At 54.7% G+C, this 24104-nt stretch carries 26 protein-coding genes; 15 read left to right on the forward strand and 11 right to left on the reverse strand.

Translation table 11 applies throughout. The features are described 5' to 3' along the window. Positions 1-77: 77 nt before the first annotated feature. Together AC6I8R_RS15790 and AC6I8R_RS15795 are read left to right on the forward strand one after the other, a co-directional pair. A complete protein-coding gene (locus tag AC6I8R_RS15790) occupies positions 78-434 on the forward strand; it encodes a KPN_00521 family repetitive protein (RefSeq protein WP_021184411.1) in 357 nt (118 codons plus the stop codon). A 116-nt stretch (positions 435-550) separates the two neighbouring features. Beyond that, positions 551-1207, forward strand: a complete 657-nt coding sequence (locus tag AC6I8R_RS15795) for an epoxyqueuosine reductase QueH (RefSeq protein ID WP_036626493.1) — start codon at positions 551-553, stop codon at positions 1205-1207. Positions 1208-1216: 9 nt separating this feature from the next. On the opposite strand, the gene AC6I8R_RS15800 is transcribed toward AC6I8R_RS15795, so the two are convergent. Together AC6I8R_RS15800 and AC6I8R_RS15805 are read right to left on the reverse strand one after the other, a co-directional pair. Continuing rightward, positions 1217-1735, reverse strand: coding sequence for a TetR/AcrR family transcriptional regulator (locus AC6I8R_RS15800; RefSeq protein WP_235056586.1), 519 nt, complete (start codon positions 1733-1735; stop codon positions 1217-1219). A 55-nt stretch (positions 1736-1790) separates the two neighbouring features. Next, on the reverse strand, positions 1791-2048 hold the full coding sequence (locus AC6I8R_RS15805; RefSeq protein WP_021184414.1) for a YdgH/BhsA/McbA family protein: 258 nt from the start codon (positions 2046-2048) through the stop codon (positions 1791-1793). Between AC6I8R_RS15805 and AC6I8R_RS15810 the strand changes: the two genes are divergently transcribed. After that, positions 2047-2379 (forward strand): hypothetical protein, encoded by a 333-nt coding sequence (locus tag AC6I8R_RS15810; RefSeq protein ID WP_497832572.1) that lies wholly within the window; start codon positions 2047-2049, stop codon positions 2377-2379. The two genes, AC6I8R_RS15805 and AC6I8R_RS15810, sit on opposite strands and share 2 nt — an antisense overlap. 75 nt (positions 2380-2454) lie before the next feature. Here AC6I8R_RS15810 and mgtA read toward each other — a convergent pair whose 3' ends face one another. After that, positions 2455-5178 carry a magnesium-translocating P-type ATPase gene (mgtA, locus tag AC6I8R_RS15815; protein WP_497832573.1) on the reverse strand — a complete coding sequence of 908 codons (2724 nt, stop codon included), beginning with the start codon at positions 5176-5178 and terminating at the stop codon, positions 2455-2457. A gap of 714 nt (positions 5179-5892) precedes the next feature. Between mgtA and AC6I8R_RS15820 the strand changes: the two genes are divergently transcribed. Genes AC6I8R_RS15820 through AC6I8R_RS15840 form a run of 5 tightly spaced genes read left to right on the forward strand, consistent with a single transcriptional unit; the run spans position 5893 to position 10860 of the window. After that, positions 5893-7461 carry an ABC transporter substrate-binding protein gene (locus AC6I8R_RS15820; protein ID WP_021184417.1) on the forward strand — a complete coding sequence of 523 codons (1569 nt, stop codon included), beginning with the start codon at positions 5893-5895 and terminating at the stop codon, positions 7459-7461. Next, on the forward strand, positions 7461-8513 hold the full coding sequence (locus AC6I8R_RS15825; RefSeq protein ID WP_021184418.1) for an ABC transporter permease: 1053 nt from the start codon (positions 7461-7463) through the stop codon (positions 8511-8513). The genes AC6I8R_RS15820 and AC6I8R_RS15825 overlap by 1 nt, the downstream gene beginning before the upstream one ends. Then, positions 8510-9367, forward strand: a complete 858-nt coding sequence (locus AC6I8R_RS15830) for an ABC transporter permease (RefSeq protein ID WP_208723760.1) — start codon at positions 8510-8512, stop codon at positions 9365-9367. Before AC6I8R_RS15825 ends, AC6I8R_RS15830 begins: the two co-directional genes overlap by 4 nt. Then, a complete protein-coding gene (locus tag AC6I8R_RS15835; protein ID WP_497832574.1) occupies positions 9357-10190 on the forward strand; it encodes an ABC transporter ATP-binding protein in 834 nt (277 codons plus the stop codon). Before AC6I8R_RS15830 ends, AC6I8R_RS15835 begins: the two co-directional genes overlap by 11 nt. Next, positions 10183-10860: an ABC transporter ATP-binding protein gene (locus AC6I8R_RS15840; RefSeq protein ID WP_497832575.1), complete on the forward strand. Its 678-nt coding sequence runs from the start codon at positions 10183-10185 to the stop codon at positions 10858-10860. Before AC6I8R_RS15835 ends, AC6I8R_RS15840 begins: the two co-directional genes overlap by 8 nt. A 57-nt stretch (positions 10861-10917) precedes the next feature. Here AC6I8R_RS15840 and AC6I8R_RS15845 read toward each other — a convergent pair whose 3' ends face one another. The 3 genes from AC6I8R_RS15845 to AC6I8R_RS15855 are packed head-to-tail and all read right to left on the reverse strand — an operon-like array spanning position 10918 to position 13481. Continuing rightward, positions 10918-11703, reverse strand: coding sequence for an ABC transporter ATP-binding protein (locus tag AC6I8R_RS15845; protein WP_021184422.1), 786 nt, complete (start codon positions 11701-11703; stop codon positions 10918-10920). Beyond that, the gene (locus tag AC6I8R_RS15850) at positions 11703-12548 is read right to left on the reverse strand and encodes an ABC transporter permease (protein ID WP_208723759.1); all 846 of its coding nucleotides are present in this window, start codon (positions 12546-12548) and stop codon (positions 11703-11705) included. Before AC6I8R_RS15850 ends, AC6I8R_RS15845 begins: the two co-directional genes overlap by 1 nt. Positions 12549-12569: 21 nt before the next feature. Next, entirely contained in the window at positions 12570-13481 is a 912-nt protein-coding gene (locus tag AC6I8R_RS15855; RefSeq protein ID WP_235056588.1) for an ABC transporter substrate-binding protein, read from the reverse strand. A 266-nt stretch (positions 13482-13747) separates the two neighbouring features. Between AC6I8R_RS15855 and speG the strand changes: the two genes are divergently transcribed. Then, positions 13748-14293 (forward strand): spermidine N1-acetyltransferase, encoded by a 546-nt coding sequence (speG, locus tag AC6I8R_RS15860; RefSeq protein WP_021184425.1) that lies wholly within the window; start codon positions 13748-13750, stop codon positions 14291-14293. 39 nt (positions 14294-14332) lie between these two features. Here the strand turns inward: speG and AC6I8R_RS15865 are convergent, their stop codons facing one another. From AC6I8R_RS15865 to AC6I8R_RS15885, 5 genes are all read right to left on the reverse strand, one after another. Beyond that, positions 14333-14752 (reverse strand): peptidase associated/transthyretin-like domain-containing protein, encoded by a 420-nt coding sequence (locus AC6I8R_RS15865; protein WP_021184426.1) that lies wholly within the window; start codon positions 14750-14752, stop codon positions 14333-14335. Between the two features lie 96 nt (positions 14753-14848). After that, positions 14849-15784, reverse strand: a complete 936-nt coding sequence (gene mmuM / locus AC6I8R_RS15870) for a homocysteine S-methyltransferase (protein ID WP_021184427.1) — start codon at positions 15782-15784, stop codon at positions 14849-14851. Then, positions 15774-17189 (reverse strand): S-methylmethionine permease, encoded by a 1416-nt coding sequence (gene mmuP / locus AC6I8R_RS15875; protein ID WP_021184428.1) that lies wholly within the window; start codon positions 17187-17189, stop codon positions 15774-15776. Before mmuP ends, mmuM begins: the two co-directional genes overlap by 11 nt. Before the next feature lie 133 nt (positions 17190-17322). Continuing rightward, positions 17323-17661, reverse strand: coding sequence for a DUF2002 family protein (locus AC6I8R_RS15880; RefSeq protein ID WP_021184429.1), 339 nt, complete (start codon positions 17659-17661; stop codon positions 17323-17325). 191 nt (positions 17662-17852) lie between these two features. After that, the gene (locus tag AC6I8R_RS15885; protein ID WP_021184430.1) at positions 17853-18206 is read right to left on the reverse strand and encodes a DUF2002 family protein; all 354 of its coding nucleotides are present in this window, start codon (positions 18204-18206) and stop codon (positions 17853-17855) included. A 149-nt stretch (positions 18207-18355) separates the two neighbouring features. On the opposite strand from AC6I8R_RS15885, the gene AC6I8R_RS15890 reads away from it, so the two are divergent. The 6 genes from AC6I8R_RS15890 to nrdF all read left to right on the forward strand — a co-directional run bounded on the left by AC6I8R_RS15890 (position 18356) and on the right by nrdF (position 23961). Then, positions 18356-18670 carry a DUF883 family protein gene (locus AC6I8R_RS15890; protein ID WP_021184431.1) on the forward strand — a complete coding sequence of 105 codons (315 nt, stop codon included), beginning with the start codon at positions 18356-18358 and terminating at the stop codon, positions 18668-18670. Positions 18671-18932: 262 nt separating this feature from the next. Further along, the gene (locus AC6I8R_RS15895; protein ID WP_497831835.1) at positions 18933-19916 is read left to right on the forward strand and encodes an IS110 family RNA-guided transposase; all 984 of its coding nucleotides are present in this window, start codon (positions 18933-18935) and stop codon (positions 19914-19916) included. Positions 19917-20224: 308 nt separating this feature from the next. After that, a complete protein-coding gene (locus AC6I8R_RS15900; RefSeq protein ID WP_021184432.1) occupies positions 20225-20467 on the forward strand; it encodes a redoxin NrdH in 243 nt (80 codons plus the stop codon). Between the two features lie 4 nt (positions 20468-20471). Next, the gene (gene nrdI, locus AC6I8R_RS15905) at positions 20472-20906 is read left to right on the forward strand and encodes a class Ib ribonucleoside-diphosphate reductase assembly flavoprotein NrdI (RefSeq protein ID WP_013510174.1); all 435 of its coding nucleotides are present in this window, start codon (positions 20472-20474) and stop codon (positions 20904-20906) included. Beyond that, positions 20855-22993, forward strand: a complete 2139-nt coding sequence (gene nrdE, locus AC6I8R_RS15910; RefSeq protein WP_497832576.1) for a class 1b ribonucleoside-diphosphate reductase subunit alpha — start codon at positions 20855-20857, stop codon at positions 22991-22993. Before nrdI ends, nrdE begins: the two co-directional genes overlap by 52 nt. A gap of 8 nt (positions 22994-23001) precedes the next feature. Beyond that, the gene (gene nrdF, locus AC6I8R_RS15915) at positions 23002-23961 is read left to right on the forward strand and encodes a class 1b ribonucleoside-diphosphate reductase subunit beta (protein ID WP_497832577.1); all 960 of its coding nucleotides are present in this window, start codon (positions 23002-23004) and stop codon (positions 23959-23961) included. Positions 23962-24104 lie beyond the last annotated feature (143 nt).

The following is a 24104-nucleotide window of genomic DNA, read 5'->3' on the forward strand; positions in this document are numbered from 1 at the left end:
TCCTAAAGCCAGATGTTATTGAGCGTGCCATTGTTAACTACAGTCATAACAATGATGACTTTGATGAGGGAATATTCATGAAAAAGACAATTATCGCTTTATCAACATTTCTGCTGGCTTCGTCGGCATTTGCCGCTACCACACACGCAACAGATAACGATGTGGCCAATGCACAGGCTGGCGCAAATACGGCTAAAGAGAAACTGCATCAAGCCCAGGATCAGGGCGCTGAGCTGAAACTCAAGTCCAAACATGCCGCTGAAGGAAAGAGCGACAGCCTGAGCAGCAAAGCCAGCGAAGGGACGCAAAAAGCCTGGCATAAAACCAAAGAAACCACGGAAAAAGGTGTGGATGCCACCAAAGAAGGTGCGCAAAAAGGCTGGAACAGCACCAAAGAAGGTGCCAGCGAACTGAAGAAAAAAGTGACCGAATAATGCTCACTAAGGCCGCAGCGAATGCGGCCTTTTTTATTGCCATAATCCTCAATTTTGCTTCCCGACGACATAGCGCTTACACTGGTGTTTTCCATTCATAAACATTAATCATTCTTATGTCAGACACCTTCACTCGCCAACCTCTTCCCCTGCCAAATGGTCACAACAAAGTGCTGCTGCACTCCTGCTGCGCACCCTGTTCGGGTGAAGTAATGGAAGCGATGCTGGCTTCCGGTATCGACTACACCATCTTTTTCTACAATCCGAACATTCATCCGCTGAAAGAGTACGAATTGCGCAAAGAGGAGAATATCCGCTTCGCCGAACAGTTTGGCGTACCTTTTGTTGATGCAGATTATGACAAAGACAACTGGTTTGAACGCGCGCGCGGTATGGAGTGGGAACCGGAGCGTGGGGTGCGTTGTACTATGTGTTTTGATATGCGTTTCGAACGCACGGCGCTGTATGCTTATGAACATGGTTTCCCGGTAATTACCAGTTCCCTCGGCATCTCTCGCTGGAAAAACATGCAGCAAATCAACGATTGTGGCGTACGAGCCGCAGCGCGCTATCCCGACATGTTGTATTGGGAATTTAACTGGCGCAAAGGCGGTGGCTCGGCCCGTATGATTGAAATCAGCAAGCGCGAGCGTTTTTATCAGCAGGAATACTGCGGCTGTATCTATTCGCTACGCGATACCAATCGCCATCGCGTGGCCAGTGGCCGTGAACGCATTGAAATAGGCGTGCAGTATTACCAGCCAGATGAATAAAGCCAAAGATTAACTTTGCAGGATGCTGGTGAAAAAACGCTGCACCAGCGCCGCATCCGGTTTTTTTCCTTCCTGAATGATGGAACGTAACAGCCAGGCGTCGGTAAAGGCGACTACCGCCTCGGCTTGCTGCGCAGTCAGTGCAAAATGTTGCTGTAAAATGTGCTGGTGGCTGGCAATCCATGCGGCAGCAGCCTGACGCAGACGTGGACGCGATACCGCCGCCACAAATAACGCGTACTCACAAATTAGCCTTTCGCGTTCATCCAGAGTCCAGAAAAGAAATTGGGTTAGTTGCTGCGCGACAGAGTTTTCTTCCATTGCACCAAACCACGCGTGTGTCTGCTGCGTAAAGCTCTCCACCGCCCGTTCAATTACCGCCGCATGCAGCTCATCCAGGTTTTTAAAATGATAGGTGACGGTGCCTGGTGAAATCGCGCACTGTTCTGCAACCGCACGGTGAGTACAGGCATGCAGTCCCTCCAGGCGGATAATCATCGCCGCATGATGCAAGATCGAATCACGCATCTGTTCACCACCGGCGCGCCCTGCCCTTTTTCCGTCACCTGGCATTTGGCTCACCTTATTTCAATAGCTCGGCAGTGCCTGAAAAGGTGTTCTTACCATTGGCAGAAGTGATATGAAATGCCGATGCACCGGCAAGGTCAGCTTTCTGCCCCAGTGCAGCCACCAATTCATCCAGATTACGGGCACCGCTGGCGCTGATATGCCCAACCACCTGTTGCGTACCAGGCATTATCACTTCCGTCGCCGCCAGAGAAGAAGCACTAACTGCAACCAGCGCGCCCGCCATCATCATTTTCACAAGGATATTTTTCATGTTTGCTCCAATTAACAGGGAAATGTTGGAGCGCATGGTAGAGCGGTGCTCAGACAAACATAACCCCGCCCCGCTGACAAACTTATTCACTAATATTGAACAACTAAACACAACAAAATTACCGTACAGCGTACAAATTGCAGCACTAAAACCCAATCATGAGCTGAATGACATGGCTATACAGCCAAAACCTCTGCTAATCGTACTGGCGTACAAGCAAATCGTGTCAAGCCTTCTCGATATGCAGCAAAAAAAAGCAGCGTTTCGCGCGGAAACGCTGCTTGATAAAAAGCCCAAATGGTTAAATTCGTTAGCGAATCACCACGGTTAACAGCACAATCACCACCATGATGATCAGGCAATGGCACACCACTTTATCCAGTTTGCGCATCATGCCTCCCTGGGGTTAGAACCACTGACCAAAACGTTTGATGTAGAGGGTTTTGATTCCCTGAGCAACCAGGCAGTAACCCAGCAAGGTGGCGACCAGCCACGGGAAGTAAGCCCACGGCAACGGGACCAGTCCCACCATGGCACCAAGCGGTGAGAACGGCAGCAATATCCCCGCTACCATCACACAGGCCGTCGTCAGCAGCACCGGTAACGCCGCGCGGCTCTGAATAAACGGGATCTTTTGCGTACGCAGCATATGTACCACCAGCGTCTGCGACAGCAATCCCTCGACAAACCAACCGGACTGGAACAACGACTGCATGGCCGGAGAATTAGCTGCAAACACATACCACATCACCGCAAAGGTGGTGATATCGAAGATCGAAGATGTCGGCCCAATCCACAACATAAAACGTTTGATGTTGCGCGCATCCCATTTACGCGGTTTACGCAGAAACTCGCGGTCCATTTTGTCCCACGGTAGTGCCAGCTGCGAGACGTCATACATCAGGTTCTGAATCAACAAATGAATCGCCAGCATTGGCAGGAATGGAATGAACGCACTCGCCACCAGTACCGAGAACACGTTGCCAAAGTTAGAGCTGGCGGTCATGTTGAGGTACTTAATGATGTTGCCGAAGGTTTCACGTCCTTTCATCACCCCCGCTTCCAACACCATCAAATCTTTTTCCAGCAGGATGATGTCAGAGGACTCCTTGGCGATATCTGCCGCACTGTCCACCGAGATGCCAACGTCGGCATCGCGCAGTGCCGGAGCATCATTGATACCATCGCCGAGAAAGCCCACGGTATGATCCTGCTGCTGCAAGGCACGCAAAATGCGCGATTTTTGTAACGGCGTCAGTTTGGCAAACACCGCGCTACTTGCAGCAACTGTTGCCAGCTGCTCATCATTCATTGCCGCGATATCATCGCCGGTGACAATGGTGCCGCAGTCGATGCCCACCTGCTGGCAAATACGCGCCGTGACCACCGGATTATCTCCGGTCAACACTTTCACGCTGACCCCATTCTCCTGAAGCGCGGTGATGGCTTTCGCAGCGCTCTCTTTAGGCGGATCGAGGAACGTCAGCAACCCTTCCACCGTCAGCCCCTGCTCATCTGCCACGCTCAACGCATGTTGTAAGCCCGGATCAGGCAGCACACGACTGGCTACCAGCAAGACCCGGAATCCTTGTTGGTTGTACTGATGAGCCAGCGCCAGTAGCTCCGCACGGCGGGTTTCATTAAGTGGCTGGATCAGTTTGCCTTCACGTTCAGCGACGGAAATGCTCAACATCTCTTCCACCGCGCCTTTACAGATCAACAGTTGCTGGCCGAGACGACGATCGCCCACCACCACCGAGACACGGCGACGGACAAAATCAAACGGCAACTCATCCACTTTGCTGTAATAATCGGCCACCGCATGGCTGACGCGGGTTTCACCGTAGCGCAGAATCGCGCGATCCATCAGGTTGGGCGTGCTGCTCTGATAGTGGCTGTTCAGCCAGCTCAGCATCAGAACGCGTGAGTTCTCGACACCAGCGCAATCCAGATGATGCTCCAGAATGATGTTGTCCTGGGTCAGTGTGCCGGTTTTGTCAGTGCACAGGATATCCATCGCCCCGAGGTTCTGAATCGCGTTCAGACGCTTCACAATCACTTTGCGGCGCGACATGGCGATGGCCCCTTTCGCCAGATTGGAGCTGACAATCATCGGCAACATTTCCGGCGTCAGACCCACCGCCACCGCCAGCGCGAACAGGGTGGCATCCAGCCAGTCGCCTTTGGTCAGGCCATTGATCAGCAGCACCACCGGCACCATCACCAGCATAAAGCGAATCAATAACCAACTAACGCTATTCACCCCCCGGTCAAAGGCAGTTTGCGTCCGGTTGCCAACAATGGATTTCGCCAGGCTGCCAAAATAGGTTTCTTCGCCGGTTGCCACCACCACCGCTTTGGCGGTGCCGCTGGAGACATTGGTGCCCATCAGGCAGACGCTACCTAACTCCAGCAAAGATGCGCCCTGCTGGCTTTCGCTGCTGCTTTTACTCGCCACATTGCCGGTGACATCATATTTTTCTACCGGCAGCGATTCGCCAGTCAGAATCGCCTGGCTGATAAACAGATCGCGTGAATCCAGCAGGCGCACATCAGCCGGGACCAAATCACCGGCAGACAGCCAGATAATGTCCCCTGGCACCAGCGTGGTGATATCCACTTCCTGTTTGCGAGCGGGTTGCTGTGCCGATTCACGACGCTGCACCGTGGCAGTGGTGCGAACCATCGATTTCAATGCCTGGGCGGCTTTATTGGTGCGAAACTCCTGCCAGAAGCGCAGCAAACCGCTGAGCGTTACCATCGTTACAATGATGATGACACCAGTCAGGTCAGTCTCCTCCCCACGACGCGCGGGCAGCCAGAAATCGGTAAAGAAACTCACCAACGCCAGCACCATCAGGACATAGATAAACGGGTTGTTGAATGCCTGGACCAGTTGCACCAACGCCGGTGGCGCTTTGTCATGAGCCACCTGGTTGTAGCCAAATACCGCGAGGCGCGCTTCGGCTTCGTTGTGGCTCAGCCCCTCGGCATCGCTGTGCATGCGCGCGAGGGTTTCATTGGCGGAGTAAGCCGCTTCTTCTTCAATCAGATAGCGAGGAGTTTTCTGGCGTGGTGGACGTGCCAGATTCAGCACACTTTTTTCATTATTGAGTTTCATGTCAGTCATCGTGACATTCCTCTTTTTTACGGCGATAAATATCCCTGCATGTCAGGCATGCATTATTTGGGTGCAAATTAACGGCTGAGCGTTATTTAGAAAAAAAAATAACCTGTCGGGAATTTTCATATATCCTCCCGGAAATAAAGAATAAACAACCCACCTGCCTCACAGGCAAGAAGTTGAACTTAAGATGTGGGTCTGCACACGACAGGCGCAGTAAAACTCAGCACACTGAAGATCAGTGTGCGCACCGAGGTGGAGGGAAAAGTGCGTGTAAAATCATATGCATGACGTTAACCCCCGAGCATTAGCCCGTAGCAAATCCATATAAAGGGGAACAATCGTCAGAAATGAGAGAGGATTGCTGCCCGCCGACTCCGGCAAGCAGCAACAAAAGAATTCGCGCGTCAGCTTGCCTTGTGTAATGTTAAATAAGGGTGACTGTCCAACTGAATTCTCCTGTTTGAAGTTGCGGCCATTATATTCCCGAGTCGGGTATTGTAAAGTTAATTATTCGGCCATCGGCTTCCGTTTAATTTCCGTTGTAAATTGCCGGATACGCCGCAGCCGAATGTTAAGGTTTCGCAAATCCGTTAACCTCCTTATAACCGTAACGCTAGTCTTAGAACAGATAAGCATATGCATAGCCAATAATTGACTATTCTTCATGGCAGCGCTTTCGTAAACTCGCGTTACTTTTTTATAAGGCAAGGAAATCACATGAAAAAAATAATCCCCTCCCTGCTGGCGTTATCGATGGTAGCCGCATTCACAACCCAAGCCGCCACCCCGAAAGATACGCTGGTGATTGCCCAATCTACCGACGATGCCGACAGCTTTGACCCGGCGAAAGGTTTTGAGCTGACCACGGTGCAGGCGTTTACTAACCTTTATCAACGTCTGGTCCAGTCTAATCCGCAGAATCCGACCGAACTGCAACCGACACTCGCCACCTCGTGGCAGCCAGGCAGCGACAACCGCAGCCTGACCTTTGAACTGCGTAAAGATGCCAAATTCTCCAGCGGCAACCCGCTGCGCCCGGAAGATGTGATCTTCTCGCTGGGCCGCGTAGTGAAACTGAACCTCGATCCATCCTTTATCCTGACCCAGTTGGGCTGGAACAAAGACAACGTCGACAGTTTCCTGACCAAAGTCGACGATAACCACGTCAAAATCAGCTGGAGCGCCAACGTCAGCCCGGCCTACGTGCTGAGCCTGCTTTCGGCTCCGGTTTCTTCGATTGTTGATGAGAAAACCGCGCTGGCGCATGAAAAGAATGGCGACTTCGGTAATGGCTGGCTGGCGACCAATTCCGCAGGCAGCGGTCCGTATCAGATCCGCAAAGTGGTACTGCATGAAGTGGTGCTGCTGACGGCTAACCCAACCTCGCCGGCTGGCGCACCAAAACTGAAAAATATCCTGATCAAAAACGTGCCGGAACCGGCCGCCCGTCGTCTGCTGCTGGAACAGGGTGATGTGGATATCGCACGTAACCTCGGCGCTGACCAGATCGCCGCGCTGAAAGGCAAAGCGGGCGTCAAAACCGAAGCCATTCCGATGGCCTCGCTTTACTACATCCAGTTCAACGTCGGTTCCGATCCGGTGCTGAAAAACCCGGCCCTGTGGGAAGCGGCACGTTACCTGTTCGACTACAAAGGTATCGCTAACGACCTGCTGAAAGGTCAGTTCGAAGTGCACCAGACCTTCCTGCCGAAAGGTTTCCTTGGCGCGCTGAACGATACCCCGTACAGCTACGATCCGGAAAAAGCCAAAGCGATTCTGAAGAAAGCCGGTCTGACCAACGTCAGCTTTACCCTCTCCACCAGCAACCAGCCGCCGTATCTCGACATTGCTCAGGCGTTGCAGGGCAGCTTTGCCAAAGGTGGCGTGAAAGTTGAAGTCCAACCGGGCCTCAGCTCTGAAGTCTCCACCAAAGTGAAGGCGCATCAGTACCAGGCCACGCTGAATGCCTGGGGTGCTGACTACTTCGACCCCAACACCAACGCCGCCTCTTTTGCTTACAACCCGGAAGATGGCAGCAAAACCATCGCTTACCGTTCCGACTGGCATATCCCGGAGCTGAGCAAGCAAACGCTGGCGGCCACCGCCGAGAGCGACAACAACAAACGTGTTGAGCTGTACCAGGCAATGCAGCGTGAAGTGTTGAAGAACTCACCGTATGTCATCGGCTTGCAGGCACGTAACCTGATTGCGTTACGCGATAACCTGAAAGGCTATGTGCAGGGGATCAACCCGGATATGGTGTATTACTCACAGGTCACCAAGTAATGGCGGCGTCAGCCCCACAGGCCGGGTTCGCCCGGCCACTCTGGCAACGCACCAGCCGATTGCTCACCAGCCTGCTGTCGTTGCTGGTGACGCTGATCGGCCTGCTGGCCTTTACCTTTATGCTGTCGCATCTGTCGCCGGTCGATCCGGTACAACAGATCGCGGGCGATCACGCCAGTGAAGCCACCTATGCCCAGGTGCGGCACGATCTCGGTCTCGATCAACCGGTGCTGGTGCAGTTCTGGCGTTATATCAGCCATCTGGCACAGGGTAATCTTGGGCTGTCCCACCTGACCAATCAGCCGGTGAGTGCCGACCTGATGCGCACCTTCCCGGCCACCATTGAGCTGGCAACCTGTTCGATGATTTTTGCCGCCGTGTTCGGCGTGGCGCTGGCATTGCTGGCCGCATGGAAACCGGGCAGCATCATCGACAACGTGGCACGTTTTATTTCACTGCTTGGCTACTCGGTGCCGGTGTTCTGGCTCGGCTTGCTGGGCCTGCTGCTGTTTTATGCCGTGTTGCACTGGTCTGCCGGACCGGGGCAATTAGACGACATCTGGATTTATACGCTGGAGCCAAAAACCGGCTTCGTACTGATCGACAGCTGGCTGTCGGGCGATCCTGAGATGTTCCGCAACGCCATTGCCCATATCTGGCTGCCGGTGGTGATCCTCGGGCTGCTGGCGATGGCAGGGATTACGCGCCTGCTGCGTGCCGCGCTGCTGGAAGAGAGCAGCAAGGAGTACGTGATCCTGGCGCGCGCCAAAGGTGCTGGCCGCACACGTATTCTGCTGCGCCATATCTTTCCTAACGTGCTGGGCACGCTGATTACCGTTATCGCCCTCTCATATGCCACCTTGCTGGAAGGTTCGGTGCTGACGGAAACCGTTTTTGCCTGGCCTGGTGTTGGGCGTTATATGACCAATGCCTTGTTCTCCGCCGATGTTCCGGCGATTCTCGGCGCCACCTTGCTGATTGGCAGCTGCTTTATCCTGCTCAACGCCGTGGCCGACGCCCTGACCTGGTTAACCGATCCGAGAACCCGATGACTCAACAACTCTCTGAACTGGAAACGTTACGCCCGCGCCGCAGCCGTCGCCGCATCACCTCCCTCAGCATCGGTTTAACGCTGGTGGGAATTCTGCTGGTGATGGCGATCTTTGCCCCGTGGCTCGCCCCTGACGATCCCAATGTGCAAACCATCGGTATGCGTCTGCTGCCCCCTTCGGCCGCCCACTGGTTTGGCACCGATGGTTTTGGCCGTGACCTGCTGTCGCGCGTGATTTACGGTACGCGCCCAACGCTGATGCTGGTGACGCTGATTTTGGTGCTAACCATTCCGGTGGGTCTGCTGGTCGGTATCACCGCCGGTTACGTTGGCGGCTGGACCGAACGCGTTTTGATGCGCATTACCGACATCTTTCTCTCGCTGCCTAACCTGGTGATCGCACTGGCGTTTGTCGCCATGCTTGGCCCCGGCCTGATGAATGGCGCATTGGCGCTGGCGCTCACCAGTTGGCCGCCATTTGCCCGTCAGGCGCGTGCTGAGACTCTGGCACTGCGTCGCAGCGATTACCTCGCCGCCGCGCGTATGCAAGGCATTACCGGCCTGCGTCTGATGTTTGGTCATATTCTGCCGCTCTGCCTGCCCACCGCCGTGGTGCGTGCTGCGCTGAGCCTCGGTGGCATCATTCTTTCCGCTGCCGGTTTGGGCTTCCTTGGTATGGGCGTGCAACCGCCGACCGCCGAATGGGGTTCGATGGTAGCCGAAGGCAGTAAAGTGATTTTCGACCAATGGTGGGTCGCCGCTGCGCCTGGCGGGGCTATTTTACTTGCCAGCCTGGCATTTAACCTGACAGGCGATGGCCTGCGCGATCAACTGGATACCCGTCATGCCAAATAATCTGTTAATTGATGCGCAGGGACTGACGATCCGTAGTGACGATGCCCTGCTGGTCGATAACATTCACTTGCAGCTGGGCCGCGAACGCGTGGCGCTGGTCGGCGAATCCGGCTCGGGTAAATCCCTCACCGCCCGCACCCTGATGGGCCTACTGTCGCCGTCGCTGCATTTGCAGGCCGAACGTTTGCAGGTGGTTGGACAAGATGCGTTGCAGATGCGTGAGCGTGACTGGAGCCGACTGCGCGGTAGCAAGGTGGCGATGGTGATGCAGGACCCGAAATATGCCCTCAACCCCACGCGCACCATTGGCTGGCAGGTGGAGGAACCACTGGTGTTGCACCATCGTCTGAGCCGCGCCGAGCGCAAAGAGAAGGTGTGCGAGATGCTGGATGCGGTGGGCCTGCCCGATCCGCGCCAGCTGATGAAGCGTTATCCCCACCAGCTCTCCGGTGGTATGGGGCAGCGCGTGATGCTGGCGATTGCGCTGATCACCGATCCCGAACTGCTGATCGCTGATGAACCGACCTCTGCGCTCGATCATGCAATGCGTGATCAGGTGCTGGCGCTGATTCGCCGTCTGGTGGAACAACGCAATATGGGGCTACTGCTGATCAGCCACGATCTGCAACAGGTGTCGGAACACTGCGAACGGGTGATGGTGATGTACAAAGGCCAACTGCTGGATACGCTGCCGGCGGCGGAGTTGTCCCACGCCAGCCATCCTTATACCCGCACATTGTGGGCCTGCCGCCCGAGCAAAGCCACTCATGGTACAGCACTGCCGGTGCTGGATCGTGCCGCCCTGGAGCAGAAGCATGATTGAGTTATCCAACCTGAGCGTCTCCCATAAGCAGGGCTACGAGCTGCGTACCGTGGTGCATGACGTCACCCTTAACGTGAAGGCTGGCGAGTGTTTTGGCCTGGTTGGCCCTTCAGGCTGTGGCAAATCATCGTTGCTGTGGGTGATGGCCGGGCTGAATCCCCACTGGTCCGGCAGCATGGCGCTGGCAGGCACCCGCGTGCAGCCCGGTAAGCCCTTTACCGGCCAACTCCGCCGCGATGTGCAGATGGTGTTTCAGGACCCCTATGCTTCGCTGCATCCACGCCACCGGCTGCGTCGCACCCTGGCCGAGCCGCTGAAGATGCTGAAATACGACCATATCGATGATCGTATTAACGAGGGCTTTCGCCATGTCGGTCTTGATCCGGCATTGGCGGATCGCTATCCACATCAGTTGTCCGGTGGTCAGCGCCAGCGCGTGGCGATCGTGCGCGCCCTTTTGTTGCAGCCGAAGATCCTGCTACTGGATGAGCCGACGTCGGCGCTGGATATGTCGGTCCAGGCAGAGATCCTTAACCTGCTGAACGAGCTGAAGCGCGATGATGGACTGACGATGGTGCTGGTAAGCCACGATCCCGATGTCATCGACCATATGTGCGATCGTGCGGTGCGTATGGCTCAGGGGCGGATTGTTGAACAGTTAAGTGCATAAATTTCCGTCGCGGCGCGATTTATCACGCCGCGACGGGTGGATTCATCGCGCAATCCATTAATGCGCCATCGTTTGCAGCGTTTCGCTGCGAATCGACTCAGTTATCTCCGCCTTCAGCGTCATAAATTCCGGTGAGGTTTTGATGGTGTAATCCCGCCCACTGTTAAAGTTCACCGCCACTTCCTGCTTGATGCGACCCGGCCTGGCACTGAAAATCGCCACTTTGTTCGCCATAAAAATCGCCTCGTCGATATCGTGGGTAACAAACAGTACCGTCTTACGCGACTGCTCCCACACCGATAACAACAGTTCCTGCATCATCACGCGCGTCTGATTATCCAGCGCACCGAACGGCTCATCCATCAACAACACTTTGGGATCGTTCGCCAACGCGCGGGCAATGGCGGTACGCTGCTGCATCCCGCCCGATAGCTGGCGCGGATAGTGCTGTGCAAAACCGCGCAGACCCACCTGCTGGATATAGTAATCGCTGCGTTCTTTCTGCTGCGCCGTGCTTAAGCCCCGCTCACGCAGGCCGAAGCGAATGTTCTCCTCCACCGTCAGCCACGGGAACAGCGTGTAGCTCTGGAACACCATGCCCCGGTCAGCACCAGGGCCATCGACCGGTTGTCCATCCAGCCAGATCTCCCCGCGCGTGGGGGTATCCAGCCCGGCGATAATGCGCAGCAATGTTGATTTTCCACACCCCGATGGCCCAAGAATGGTAATGAAATCATTCTCTTCCACCTGATAATGAATCGGTTGCAGCGCCTGAGTTTGTTCGCCTTTCGGCCCGGTAAAGACGCGCTCCACTCCGCGTACATTCAGCTTGCTGTGCTTCATCACAGGTTACTCCATGCAAACAAGCGCCGGTTGGCGACTTTGAACAGATAATCCGACACCAGACCGATACAACCAATCACGATGATGCCAAAGATAATTTGCCCGGTATTCAACAGCGCCTGGCTGTCGACGATCATATGACCGATGCCGCTTTCCGAGCCGATCAACTCCGCGACGATGACGTAAGTCCAGGCCCAGCCCAGTACCAGCCGCAACAGCTCCGCAATGCCTGGAGCGGCGCCAGGGATCAACACCCGACGCACGATCGAGCGATTGCTACACCCCAGCGTGTAGGCCGCTTCGACCAGATCGCGCCGCGCGCTGCTGACGGTGACCGCCACCATCAACACAATCTGGAAAAAGGAGCCGATAAAGATGACGAGGATCTTTTGCATCTCACCAATACCGGCCCACAGGATCAGCAGCGGCACAAACGCCGAAGCTGGCAGATAACGGCAGAAGGAGACAAAAGGTTCGAGAAAGGCTTCCCACATTTTGTACGCGCCCATCATGATGCCGAGCGGCACACCAATCAGCGCCGCCAGCAGGAATCCGGCCAGTACACGCATCACCGTCATACCGATATCCAGTGAGAAATTATATTCGGTGAACAGCGATACGCCCTGCTCCAGCATGGTGATCGGATCGGCCAGGAAGGTAGGCGAAACCATGCCACTGAAGGTCACCAGCGCCCACACCGCGACAAACAGCACAAAGAATCCCACGCCGAGGCCAATTCTCAGCCGGGTTGAGATCGCTTTCAACGGCACCATCAGCGGATTGTGCCAGCGACGTGGCGCATCCGGCAGTGCCTCGGGTGGCGTTACGGGTTGGCTTTTACTCATCTCCATCTCCTGTCTCCCTGATTACTGCACGAAGCTGGCGTCGTACAGGCTTTTCACGTCCGGCATTTTCTTGATCACACCGGCACGCAACAGCAGCTTGCCCGCTTCATCGCTAAAGCTTTCGATCTCACCGTTAAAGAATTTTTTGTTCTCTTCCGGGCCTGCCCAACGCAGGTAGCTGGCAGATTCGGCAAACTCTTTACCGCTGGATTTCACCGCCGCACCCATGATTTCGTTCGATTTATCTGGCTGTTGTTTGATCATCTCCAGCGCATCGTAGTAGCTCGCCACCAGCGCTTTGGCTGCCTGTGGATGCTCTTTCAGGAAAGTTGGCGTGCAGCCGAGGGTATCCATCACCATCGGGTAGTCGAGGGTGGTGGCAAGGATTTTGCCGGATTTCGGTTGATTACGGATCACCGACAGATAAGGTTCATAGGTCACCGCCGCATCGTTTTGCCCGGCCGCGAATGACTGGGCCGCGGCCTGCGGTGCCATAGTCGCCAGATGGACGTCTTTCATCGTCAGGCCGTTTTTATCCAGCATCCACGCCAGCAAGAAGTAGGGTGACGTGCCCGGCGCATCAACCGCAATGGTTTTGCCTTTCAGGTCTTTGATGCTGGTGATGTCGCTACGGGTTGCCAGACCATCAGCGCCGTAGGATTTGTCCAGCTGGACGATCTGTTTAATCGGCACACCGGCTGCATTCCACGAAATATAGGTTTCTACCGTGGTTGCCGCGCACTGAATGGTGCCCGATGCCACCGCCAGATGACGGCTGCTTTGCGGGATCATTTTTACATCAACATCAAGGCCATGTTTTTTGAAGATTCCGGCTTTGTCGGCCAGGGTCAGAGGCGCAAATCCGGTCCAGCCGGAAATACCGATCGCCACTTTAGTATCGGCTGCCTGGGCGCTCAGCACGCCTCCTAACATCACTGCCACGGTTAACGCACGAACTGCATGTTGCACTGGCTTACCCATCTTCCACTCCTGTCAAAAAGGTGATGAAAAACAACAGTTGTATAGGCTTATCTATACAAGCAAAGCAATGGCTGTGCCAGGAAGGAGATTGAGTCTGTGCGGTGGCGCACGCGGATGATCCGAAAATGCGCTGCACCGCCACAGAGCAAGTTTGCAAACGTAACAACCACTTTGGTGCAGCTATACTCGCCACATATCAGTCAAAGAAGGAATGCCGTATGACGGTCAAATTGCGTCCGCTGGAGCGGGAAGATCTGCACTTTGTGCACCAGTTAGATAACAACGCCAGCGTGATGCGTTACTGGTTCGAGGAGCCGTATGAGGCCTTTGTTGAGCTTTCGGACCTGTACAACAAACATATTCATGATCAGACCGAACGCCGTTTCGTGGTTGAGCATGATGGACAAAAAGCCGGACTGGTGGAGTTGGTCGAGATTAATCACGTCCATCGTCGCGCTGAGTTTCAGATCATTATCGATCCGGCGCATCAGGGCAAAGGTCTGGCAAGCCAGGCGGCGAAGCTGGCGATGGATTACGGATTTTCGGTGTTGAATCTCTACAAGCTCTACCTGATTGTCGATCAGGAGAATGAGAAGGCCATCCACATCTACACCAAGCTGGGATTTGAGGTGGAAGGGGTGCTGAAACACGAGTTTTTTATCAACGGCGCCTACCGCAACACCATCCGTATGTGCATCTTTCAGCAACAGTACCTGGCGCAGCATAAAACGCCGGGAGCAATGGTAAAACCAACCGCCCAGTAACGGCGCGATTTAACGCGCGGTTACGGTTCTTGCGTACCATTAACCGCGCGCACCTACCGGGTTCAGGAACGGTTTAGGGTTGGCTGGCTTCAGGTCATACATGCCACCGTAGAAGGGATCGACCAGCAGCCAGCCAGGGAAACCAAGCAACGGAATATTACCCAGCAGATACCATAAATTGGCGCTGCCCTCGATCGGCATCGTCACCGGCACATAGCCCGGTCTTTCCAGCATCACCTGATAATGTTTCTTGCCAAAATAACGACCGGTGGATTTCGCCAGCTCAACGTTTTGCGGCGTAAAGCCCTGCGCCACTGCATGGCCGGTCTCATCCTGCACGGTAAAACGCGCGCCTTGTGGCACGGAGTCGATTCGTACCGATTGCGTTTCGGTGCCAACAATGGTCGCACAACCGCTTAACAGTAGCGCGCAGGCAGGAAGGAGATGTCGCAGGTTCATAGCAGGTCCGCTTCAGAGTCAGAAGGGACAGTCTAAACTGCCCTCCCGCCCTTTTCACTCGCCTCAATCGCGCTATCAGTGGCGCTTTTCTGCGCTTTATTGCGGTTGACAACAGGCGGCAATCGCCGCGATATCCTGTGGCGTGGTGCGACAGCAACCGCCAATCAGGCGTGCACCAGCCTGTTGCCATTCGGGGAATTTGTCGTGCAACGTGCAACCCGACGGGGCCGAATGCCAGGTTTTACTGGTGGCATCGTACTGTTCGCCGGAATTGGGATAAACCAGCAACGGTTTGTCGCACAGCGCCTGCAAGGTGCGCAGCGCGGGCGTGACGCTCTCCAGCGCAACGCAGTTGATTCCCACCGCCACCACCTGTGGAGCCGCGTTGAGCAACGCCGCAACCTCGTTTAGCGGGGTACCATCGCTGATATGATTTGCGTCACGCAGCGTAAAGGAAAACCAGGCACTGCTGTCCGGGAACTCCGCCAGCAGGCTGACCAGCGCCTGCGCTTCGGCAAATGATGGCAAGGTTTCACACGCCAGCAGATCCACACCCGCTTCGAGCAAGGCGGCAACGCGCGGGCGATGGAAGGCTTTCATTTCAGCCTCTGGCAGCGCGTAATCACCACGATATTCCGCGCCATTGGCGAGAAAAGCCCCGTAAGGACCAACCGAACCGGCCACCAGCAGCGGTGCTGCCGTGCCTGATGCTGCGCGATAATCATCACGCGCCCGTTGTGCCAACGCGGCACTTTGCTGAATCAGCGTACGAGACTGAGCTTCATCCAGGCCACGTTGCGCGAAGCCCTGCGGTGTGGCCTGATAGCTGGCGGTAATGGCGCAATGGGCGCCTGCGGCGAAGTAGTCGTAGTGCACCTGATAGATCAGTTCAGGGTTTTCCATCAACACCTTCGCCGACCAAAGCGTATCAGCCAGATTACAGCCTCGCGCTTCCAGTTCGGTTGCCAGTGCACCATCAAGAATCAGGGTATCGGTTTGAGATAGCGCCTGCGCTACCGGGTTACGCCACATCGTTGGCCTCCTCAGCCTTCAGAGATGATTTACGTCGTTGCGTGACATGGTATGCGGCATAGCAGAAGAGAACAAACGGAATCCCGCACCACAAGGCAATCCGCTGTGACGGGTCGAAAGCCAGCCCAACACATGCCAACAGGCACAGCAGAAAGCCGAGAATCGGCGTCAGTGGGTAAAGTGGCGCTCGATACACCAGATCTTTCAGCGAACCGCCCTGCTGCACATGATGGCGACGGAACATAAAGTGAGATGCGCAGATACTGAGCCACACGGCCACCACGGCAAAACCGGAGATGGCTGACAACGCAACGAAAACGGTATCGGGGGCAATCACGCTGGAGAATAACGCCAGCAGGCCGCCAATCATGCTGATGGTAATCGCCAGCACCGGGATGCCACGACGATTCACGCGCGCAAAGCAGCGCGGCAAGGTGTTTTCATTGGCCAGTGACCACAGCATACGGCCCGAGGCGTACAAGCCGGAATTTGCGGCCGACAGGATGGCGGTGAGAATCACGAAGTTGAAGATATCCGCCGCCCAGGGAATGCCAATCTTCTCGAATACCAACACAAACGGGCTTTTCACGATCCCCGCCTGATCCATCGGGATCAACGCGGCCAGTACCAGCACGGTGCCGATAAAGAACACAATCAGACGAGCGACCGTGGTGCGGATCGCCAGCGGCAGGGCTTTTTGCGGCTGTTCGGTTTCACCGGCGGCAATGCCAATCAGTTCGGTGCCTGAGAAGGCAAAGTTGACGGCGACCATCGTCATCAGAATCGGCAGCGTGCCATGCGGCAGCCAGCCGGATGCGGTGAGGTTATGCAAGCCAGGTGCAGCACTGCCATCCTTCATCGGGATAAAACCAAACATCGCCCCGGCACCGAGAATGATAAAGGCGACAATGGTGATGACCTTGATAATCGAGAACCAGAACTCGCCTTCGGCAAAGAAGCGCGTTGAGACAATATTCAGCAAATAGATGGCGACGCAGAACACCAGGCACCAGACCCAAACCGGGATGCTCGGGAACCAGTACTGCATACAGAACCCGGCAGCGGTCAGGCTGGAGCCGAGGGCCACCGTCCAGGTCAGCCAGTAGAGCCAGGCCACGGTATAACCGGTGGCCGGACTCAAATAGCGCGCGGCATAGACATGGAAAGCACCGGTTTCCGGCATGGCAACGGCCAACTCGCCGAGGCATACCATCACCAGCCACACCACCAGCGCACCAATCAGATACGCCAGCAGCGTACCGGCGGCACCGGTGGTGGAGATGATATAACCGGTATTAAAAAACAGACCTGTGCCGATCACACCGCCGAGCGACAGCATCACCAGATGCCGTACTTTCATGGTGCGCTTAAAGTTTTCCTGCGAAGGATTTTGCTCGCTTTGCATTATTTTTATCCATATGGACGTCTAAACATCTACATGGACACAGGGTTATACGCGCCAGCGCGTCGAAATGCAACGTGGCAAAAGGTAAGGATTTTGTTGGAAGGGTGCGGCCCCGCGATGGCGGGGCGCAGCGTCAGCCGCCGAAGACACCTTGCAGATAGCGTTCCAGCGCAATACGCGAACTAAAGCCGTGCGGGATACCGTAATGTTCCTGGTTATCGCCTGCCAGATAGAGAGGAAACTGCGTATAGTGATCGCAGGTTTTCATTTCTGATGCCGGTTCAGCAAAGTTCAGACTTTTCTCTTTCAGCGTGGGATGAATGATCAGGGCCGTACGCCCCATGCGGGCTTCACGGTTGACGTAGACATAATTGTCGCCACGACGATAACCATAGATTTTGGGCGTAAGGGTATCCATTTCGAACCCTGCTTTTTCCAGTACGCGCGCTACCTCATCTGGTCGTAAATACATGCTTGCTCCTCTCTTCTTAGCCTCGCAACCTTACAACAGCCGTGCTGCACAAGGCATTCGGAATTTTCCATAAAGCCAGGTTAAAACCTGCCATCACTGGCAACTCGTCTGCATTAAGTATTACGTTTTAATTTAAAGGGAGCGAAAAATGTTTAGCCAGATTGGCAAAATGTTCCCATCGCTGCCGCAAATTAACGGAGCTCGCTTGAGCCACCGTAGATGCACTGCAAATAGCGCTTCAGAGATGCACGCGAGGTAAAGCCGTGAGCGATACCGTAATGCTCCTCCGTTTCGCCCGCCAGATAGAGCGGAAACTGCGTGTAGTGATCGCAGGTTTTCATCTCTAAAGCTGGTTCAGCGAAGCCCAGGCTGCGTTCTCTCAGCGTAGGGTGAATGACGAGTGCGGTGCGCCCCATGCGCGCTTCGCGGTTGACGTAGACATAGTCCTCGCCACGGCGATAACCAAAAATTTTGGTGGTAAGGGTATCCACTTCGAAGCCTACCTTTTCCAGTACGCTCGCTACCTCATCCGGTCGTAAATACATGATTGTTCCTCTGTTATAAAAGTCGCGCAACTTTACACAGCGGGGAAAAACGGGACATCCGGAATTGTCCCGAAAGTCAGGAGAAAATCTGCGTTTGATCGCGATTCGTCTACACTAAGTCTTACGTTTTAAAGTAAAGGGAGCGAAAAATGTTTAACCGAACCAGTAAAAACGAGGCCTCTGATATCAATCAGGATGTGAACGAGCTGGCTGATTCGCTGGAAGCATTGCTGAAATCGTACGGCAGCGAAGCCAAAGATGAAGTGGAAAACGCACGCAGTAAAGCACAATCGCTGCTGAAACAGACGCGCGCGAAACTGAACGGTAACAACCGGGTTTCCCAGGCCGCGCGTGACGCGAGTTACCAGGTTGATGCGTATGTACATGATAAACCCTGGCACGGTGTCGGCATTGGTGCCGCGGTCGGTCTGGTGATTGGTGCGCTGCTGGTCTCACGCCGCTAATCCACATTGTAATCCCGTAGCGGCGCGATTTATTGCGCGATAAATCGCGCCGCTTGTATCTTGAAGTTGTAACTGGTTAGCTACCCGTTACACGAAACGGAGGCAGCTTGTCGCGCCGCTTAAGACTCGATCTTGTGTCGTAGCTTAAAGCCCTCCGTTTCTCCTTTCACGCCAGCATCTACTCTGAACGGTAACCAGAAGCTCTGACTTCGTATGTACAAGGCAAGATGGCGTGATGGTTCATGTGAAAGGGAGCTGTCTTATGATTTATCTCGGTATTGATGTCAGTAAAAACAAACTCGACCTCTGCCTGTTGCCCGGCAACGGGAAAAAGAAAACCAAAACCCTCAAAAATCATCCCGACGCCGACCGGGAGATAAATGACTGGTTAATCAGGCAAAAATGCCATCCTGAACAGGTGATGGTGGTGCTCGAAGCGACCGGCATTTATCACGAAAACGTCGCCTTTGGTCTTCATGAAAATACCCCCGTCACAGTCTGCATCAGCAATCCTCAGCGGGTCAGGGAGTTCGCCCGTGGAATGGCTATCCTGACTAAAAACGACTCCGTTGATGCTTACATCCTGGCCCGTTATGGCGAGCTGAAACAGCCTGATGCCTGGGTGCCCCCCTCCCCGGAGGTCCGTAAACTTCGGGAGCTGGTGCGTCTGCGGGACTCACTTCAGGCTGATGTCCAGCGGGCGGAGAACCGACTGGAAAAGGCCCATTCAACCCGCACAGCGCCTGAAATCATTGACTCGCTGGAGAGAACCCTGAAAGCCCACAGGGACGAGCTGAAGCGTATTGAAGCGCTCATCTCAGACCACACAGATAATCATCCGGGTCTGAAGGAAGACCGTGAGCTGCTGGAATCGATAAAAGGAATAGGCAGCGTGGTGGGCACGACAATGCTGTCGGTGCTGCGCTCGTGTCCGTTCCGGAGTGCTTCACAGGTCGCTGCGTGGCTGGGTGTGGTACCGGTGGAAAAAACGTCCGGTAGCTCAGTCAGGGGGCGTGCACGGATGTCAAAAACAGGCCCGGCAGACGTAAGGGCGAAACTGTATATGGCGGCGATTGTAGCGATCAGGTGGAATGCCCCGGCGAAGGCGCTGTACCAGAGGCTAATCGCGAAGGGCAAAGCCAGCAAGGCTGCGCTTGGAGCGGTGATGCGCAAGCTGGTTCATCAGTGCTTCGGGGTGCTGAAAACGCGGATGAAGTGGGATGAAAATTACGCAGCTACCGCTTGACGTTCAAGACGGTAGCTACGGTCCGGTCATTGTTCAAATTTACAGCAGCGCTTGCCTTAATCACCCCGCCCTCACCCTTCACAAAAATTTTTTTTCCTCGCAAAGGCGCATGATCCCTGGTCTTAGGCCAATTCTGAGGCTTCAAATCACAAACCCATATATATAGTGGGCTTGACCACAACAAACACTACATCTAGTATTTGCTTCATCAGTTCACTACCAGATGTCGGCAAGGATGAGGCTCGCAGCAAAAGGATTTTTTGCTTCGTATCTCGCATCCTGACCATACCAAGAGGGAAATACGAATCATGCGCATTATTATTTACACCAAGAACAATTGTGTCCAGTGCAATGCAACAAAAAATGCCATGGACCGTAATGGCATCGATTACCAACTGATTAACCTCGATGCTCAGCCTGAAGCTATCGACAACCTCAAATCCCTTGGCTATCGCCAGGTGCCGGTGGTGATGACTCACGATGATCACTGGAGCGGCTTCCGTCCCGATAAAATCGCCAGCCTGCGCCAGCTCGCTGCTGTCGGGGGATAAGGCGATGTTTCCACTGGTGTACTTTTCCAGCCAGTCGGAAAACACGCACCGATTTATCACACGTCTGGGCCTGCCTGCACGACGGATACCCATCGACAGCACGCAGCGCCTGCATATCGACCAGCCCTACATTCTGGTGGTGCCGAGCTATGGCGGCGGCAGTGCCAGAGGGGCGGTGCCCGGACAAGTGATCCAATTCCTCAATGATGAAGCTAACCGACGCGGTATCCGCGGGGTGATTGCTGCCGGCAACCGCAACTTCGGAGCGGGATTCTGCCTGGCGGGCGACATCATTGCGCAGAAATGTCAGGTTCCCTATCTCTACCGCTTTGAGTTGATGGGAACCCCCGACGATATCGCTAATGTAAAAGCGGGAGTGACCCAATTTTGGCAACGACAGACACCCTCAACGGCGCAGGACTTGACTACCACGCCCTGAACGCGATGCTGAACCTGTATGACGCCGATGGCCGCATCCAGTTCGAAAAAGACCACGAAGCCACGCATCAGTTTTTCCTGCAACATGTTGCGCCCAATACCGTGCCTTTCGCCTCTGCGGCGGAACGCCTGCGCTATCTGGTGGCTGAAGGCTACTACGAAGCTGAGGTACTGAATCAGTACGATTTCGCCTTCCTGTGCCAGCTGCACGACGAAGCCGATGCCTGGGGTTTCCGTTTTCATACCTTCCTGGGGGCGTGGAAGTTCTACACCAGCTACACGCTGAAAACCTTTGACGGCAAGCGTTACCTCGAAACCTTTGAACAGCGCGCCTGCATGGTGGCGCTGACGCTGGCACGCGGTAACGAATCCCTGGCGCGCGAACTGCTGGCAGAGATGCTGAGCGGTCGCTTCCAGCCCGCAACGCCCACCTTCCTGAACTGCGGTAAACAGCAACGCGGTGAGTTGGTTTCCTGCTTCCTGCTGCGTATCGAAGACAATATGGAATCGATTGGCCGTGCGGTGAACTCCGCATTGCAGCTCTCCAAACGTGGCGGTGGCGTGGCATTTTTGCTGTCGAACCTGCGTGAGTCCGGCGCACCGATCAAGCGTATTGAGAACCAATCTTCCGGCGTGATTCCGGTTATGAAGATGCTGGAAGATGCGTTTTCTTACGCTAACCAACTGGGAGCACGTCAGGGTGCGGGCGCGGTGTGGCTGAATGCCCATCACCCGGATATCCTGCGTTTCCTCGATACCAAGCGTGAGAACGCCGACGAGAAAATTCGTATCAAAACGCTGTCCCTCGGCGTGGTGATCCCGGACGTCACTTTCCGTCTGGCAAAAGAAAATCGTGAGATGGCGCTGTTTTCGCCATATGACGTGGAACGCATCTACGGTAAGGCGTTTGGCGACATCAGCATCAGCGAACATTACGATGAGATGCTGGCCGACGACCGCATTCGCAAAACCTTTATTCAGCCGCGTGATTTCTTCCAGACGCTGGCGGAGATTCAGTTCGAATCCGGCTATCCCTACATCATGTATGAGGACAGCGTCAACCGCAGCAACCCGATTGCCGGCCGCATCAATATGAGCAATCTGTGTTCGGAGATTTTGCAGGTCAACAGCGCCAGCGAGTTCCATGACGACCTGAGTTATCGCCGTGTCGGCAAAGATATCTCCTGTAACCTCGGTTCGCTCAACATCGCGCATGCGATGGATTCACGCAATCTGGCGCAGACCGTGGAAGTCGCGGTGCGAGCCCTGACTGCCGTGTCGGATATGAGCGAGATTAACTCGGTGCCCTCGGTGGCTGAAGGCAACCGCCGTTCACACGCGATTGGTCTTGGTCAGATGAACCTGCATGGCTATCTGGCGCGTGAAGGCATGGCTTACGGTTCACAAGAGGCGCTGGATTTCACCAATCTCTATTTTTACTGTGTCACTTATCATGCGGTGCGCACCTCTAACCTGCTGGCACAGGAGCGTAAACAGAGTTTTGATGGTTTCGCACAATCCACCTATGCCAACGGCGCGTACTTCGACAAGTACACCGAACGGGCCTGGCAACCGCGTACTGCACGGGTAGCGCAACTGTTTGCTGATGCTGGCATTGCCCTGCCCAGCCAGGCTGACTGGCAGGCGTTGCGTGAAGCGGTGATGACGCACGGTCTGTATAACCAGAATCTCCAGGCGATTCCGCCCACCGGTTCAATCTCATACATCAACCACGCGACCTCCAGCATTCACCCGATCGTTTCACGGATTGAGATTCGCAAAGAGGGCAAAACCGGCCGTGTTTACTATCCAGCTCCGTTTATGACCAATGACAATCTGGATTTCTATCAGGATGCCTACCAGATTGGCCCGGAAGCGATTATTGATACCTACGCCGAAGCGACCCAACACGTCGACCAGGGACTGTCTCTGACGCTGTTCTTCCGTGATGACGTCACTACGCGTGATATCAACAAAGCGCAGATCTACGCGTGGAAGAAAGGCATCAAAACGCTTTATTACATTCGACTGCGCCAGATGGCGCTTCAAGGCACCGAGGTGCAGGGCTGCGTCTCCTGCGCGCTGTGATGAAAACTATGCGACTAAATCAAATTCAAGCGATTAACTGGAACCGAATCCAGGACGAGAAAGATCTCGAAGTGTGGAACCGCCTGACCAGCAACTTCTGGCTGCCGGAAAAAGTGCCGTTGTCCAACGACCTGCCCGCCTGGCAGACACTGGATAAACAGCAGCAACAGCTGACCATCCGCGTGTTCACCGGACTGACGCTGCTCGATACCATTCAGAACGTGATTGGCGCACCGGGGCTGATGGAGGATGCGCTGACACCACATGAAGAAGCGGTACTGTCCAACGTCAGCTTTATGGAAGCGGTTCACGCCCGCTCCTATAGCTCGATTTTCTCCACCCTGTGTAACACGGCGGATGTTGATGCCGCTTATCGCTGGAGTGAAGAGAATGAGGCGCTGCAAAATAAAGCGAAAATCGTGCTGGAGCATTATCGCGCAGATGACCCGCTGAAGAAGAAAATTGCCAGCGTGTTCCTCGAATCGTTCCTGTTCTATTCCGGCTTCTGGCTGCCGATGTATTGGTCAAGCCGTGGCAAGCTGACCAATACGGCGGATTTGATTCGTCTGATTATTCGCGATGAAGCGGTGCACGGTTATTACATCGGTTATAAGTACCAGAAAGCGCTGGAAAACGTCGATGATGCACGCCGTGAAGAGTTGCAGCAATTCGCCATCGAGCTGCTGCTGGCGCTGTACGAAAACGAGGTTGTTTATACCGAAGCGCTGTATGCCGATGTGGGTTGGGCGAAAGAAGTGAAAACCTTCCTGCACTATAACGCCAACAAAGCGCTGATGAACCTCGGTTACGAAGCGCTGTTTCCGGCGGAACTCACGGCAGTGAACCCGGCGATTCTTTCTGCCTTGTCGCCAAATGCCGATGAAAACCACGACTTTTTCTCCGGTTCCGGCTCCTCCTATGTAATGGGCAAAGCGGTCGAAACAGAAGACGAAGACTGGAACTTTTAATCGCTTCATATCGGGCTGGCCTCAGCCCGATATTTCCTCTGTTCACTGCTGGTTATTTCCCCGTTATTTCGCCTCTACATCGTCATCAGGCTGTCATTTTTTCTTCCTTGCAATGGTCCATATATCGCCTGGTAAAGCGCGAT

It is taken from the genome of Pantoea sp. X-Soil-OKNW-713, from assembly GCF_059730685.1.